This window comes from Anaeromyxobacter sp. PSR-1 (genome assembly GCF_000964525.1).
GTDB lineage: Bacteria > Myxococcota > Myxococcia > Myxococcales > Anaeromyxobacteraceae > Anaeromyxobacter.
Map to the genome: position 1 here is coordinate 1 of NZ_BAZG01000307.1, position 2,786 is coordinate 2,786.

Annotated in this window: 2 protein-coding genes; both read right to left on the reverse strand. The window is 72.8% G+C overall.

Annotated features, from left to right (window positions below; all coding sequences use genetic code 11):
* Nucleotides 1-91: 91 nt before the first annotated feature.
* Nucleotides 92-1,267 carry an HD domain-containing phosphohydrolase gene (locus PSR1_RS22760; protein WP_237758211.1) on the reverse strand — a complete coding sequence of 392 codons (1,176 nt, stop codon included), beginning with the start codon at nucleotides 1,265-1,267 and terminating at the stop codon, nucleotides 92-94.
* Nucleotides 1,268-1,562: 295 nt separating this feature from the next.
* A partial coding sequence (gene rho, locus PSR1_RS22765; protein ID WP_237758212.1) for a transcription termination factor Rho occupies nucleotides 1,563-2,786 on the reverse strand: 1,224 nt, incomplete at its 5' end.

Genomic DNA, 2,786 nt, shown 5'->3' on the forward strand with positions numbered 1-2,786 from the left:
CACCGAGGACGGCTTCCGCGCCGGCGCGACCGTGGACGTGCGCGCGGGCGAGACCGCGGAGCTGCTCGGGGTGGCGCTGGAGTAGCGGCGATCAGGCGCGCGCGCCGGCGAGGTCCAGGTCCTCGAGGTGCGGCGGGCTCTCGGCCAGGTCGGCGGAGAGCACCGCCACCGTCTCGACGTCGAGCCGGATGCGCTCCCAGTCCTCCGGCGGCACCGAGACGAACGCGTCCACCACGCGCGGGTCGAACTGCGTCCCGCGGCAGCGGAGGATCTCCTCGCGCGCCTCCGCGAACGGGCGCGAGCGCCGGTAGGGCCGGTCGCTGGTGATGGCGTCGAGCGTGTCCACCACGTGGAAGATGCGCGCCCCGATGACGATCCCCTCGCCGACCAGCCCGGAGGGATAGCCGCTGCCGTCCCACTTCTCCTGGTGCTGCAGCACGATGGCCGAGGCGGGCCGCAGGTAGTCCACCCGCTGCAGGAGCGCCCACCCGAGCTCGGGGTGGCGCTTCATCTCGGTCCACTCCTCGCCGGTGAGCGGCCCGGGCTTCAGCAGCACGCGGTCGCGCACGCCGATCTTGCCGATGTCGTGCAGCAGCGCGCCGTGCTCGATGACGGTGAGCTCCGGCTCGTCCATGCCGAGCTGCCGGGCCAGGCGGCGCGCGTAGAGCGAGACGCGCCGCGAGTGCCACTGGGTCTCGGCGTCGCGGTAGTCGAGCGCGGCGATGAGCCCCTCCAGCAGCGCCTGCGTGCGCTGCTGCACCATCTGCTCGAGCCGGGTGTTGATCTCCTTCAGCTGCCCGTTCTGCCGGTGCACCTCGGCGGTGAGCCGCTCGTTCTCGATGCGCAGGCGCGCCGCCTCGGCGGCCTGGCTCACGGTCGTGAGCAGCTCCTGCTGGTGCCACGGCTTCGAGATGATCCGGAAGACCTCGCCCGCGTTCACCGCCTGGAGCGCCACGCGGAAGTCCTCGGCGGCGGTGCACAGGATGCGGACCGCGGCGGGGAAGCGGGCGCGGGCCGCCTTGAGGAAGGCGACCCCGTCCATGCTCGGCATCATGTAGTCGGAGATCACCACCACCGGGGCGTCCGCCTCGATGGCCTCGAGCGCGTCGGCCGGCCGCAGGAAGCAGCGGGTCTCGTAGCCGGACAGCTCCAGCACGCGCGAGAGCGCCTTCAGGATCAGCTCGTCGTCGTCGACGATGAAGACCCGGTCCGCGTTCATCGCGCGAGTAGAGCAGGGCGGGGCGGGCGGGGCAAGGCGCTGATCCATGGGGGCCGATTCTATCGACCGGGATCGGCGGCCGCACGGCCCGGCGTGTGCGTGCACCGGGGGTGAGGGAGCAGGCGGGCGTGTGGCGCGCCGCCCCCGCGGAGCGTGCCCGGGCGGCACGCCTCACGGGCCTTGCGCGGCAAAGCCGCGCCCGCGGGGACGTCGCGCGAGCCGGCGAAGGCGGGCGCGCGAGGTCACGGGCCCCGCGCAGCAGGGTGGGGCCCCGCGGACCCTTCGACGGGCTCAGGGTCCGCGGGGCGGGGCGCAGCCCCGTTCAGAAGCTCCGCAGCCCCGTTCAGAAGCTCTGCAGGAACTCGTCGTTCGAGTCGAACTCGGAGAGCTTCTTGAGCAGCCGCTCCATGGCCTCGACCGGCTTCAGCGAGGCGAGCGCGCCGCGGAGGCGCCGCACCTTCTCGATGTCCTTCGACGAGAAGAGCTTCTCCTCCTTGCGGGTGCCGGACGCGCCGATGTCGATGGCCGGGAAGATGCGCCGCTCGGCGAGCTGCCGCGAGAGCACCACCTCCATGTTGCCGGTGCCCTTGAACTCCTCGAAGATCACCTCGTCCATGCGCGAGCCGGTGTCGATGAGCGCGGTCGCGATGATGGTGAGCGAGCCGCCCTCCTCGGCCTTGCGCGCCGAGCCGAACAGCCGCTTCGGGCGCTCCAGCGCGCGCGAGTCCACGCCGCCGGTGAGCGTGCGGCCGGAGGACTCGACCTCCTTGTTGTAGGCGCGCGAGAGGCGGGTGATCGAGTCGAGCAGGATCACCACGTCCTTGCCGCCCTCCACCAGCCGCTTGGAGCGCTCCAGCACCATCTCGGCGACGTGGATGTGCTCCTCCGTCGGCCGGTCGTTGGACGAGCCGATCACCTCGCCCTTGATGTTCCGCTTCATGTCGGTGACCTCCTCGGGACGCTCGTCCACGAGGAGCACCGTGAGGTGCACGTCCGGGCGGTTCGCGGTGATGGCCTGCGCGATCCGCTGCAGCATGATGGTCTTGCCGGCCTTCGGCGGCGAGGTGATGAGGCCGCGGGCGCCCAGGCCGATGGGCGAGATGAGGTCGAGGACCCGCCCGATCAGCTCGTCGGAGCGGGTCTCCATCACCAGGCGCTCGGTGGGGTCGGTGGCGGTGAGGTTCTGGAAGTGCGTGCGCCGCACCACCGCCATCGGATCGGTGCCCTCCAGCGTGTCGATCCGCGAGAGCACCCGCTTCATGTTGCGGACGGTGGCGACGCCCTTGACCAGCATGCCCGGCTGCAGGTGGGTGCGGTCGATGAGCCAGCGCGGGACCTCGACGTCGAACGGCTGGGGCAGGTAGCTGCGCTTCGCCTCCCGCAGCCAGCCGTTGCCCTTGCCCTCGAACTGCAGCACGCCCTCGACCTCCTCGGTCGCCTCGGGCTGCGCGGCCGGGGCGGGCTGGCCCTGCGGCGCGGTCCCGTTCGCGGGGGCCGGCGCGCCGGGCTGTCCGCCGGCGCCCATCGGCGCGGGGGCGCCGCCCGGCGCCTGCGGCTGTCCGCCGCG

Coding starts and splice junctions, on each gene's coding strand:
- PSR1_RS22760 (WP_237758211.1), bottom strand. CDS start 1,267: ATGGATCAGCGCCTTGCCCCGCCCGCCCCGCCCTGCTCTACTCGCGCG.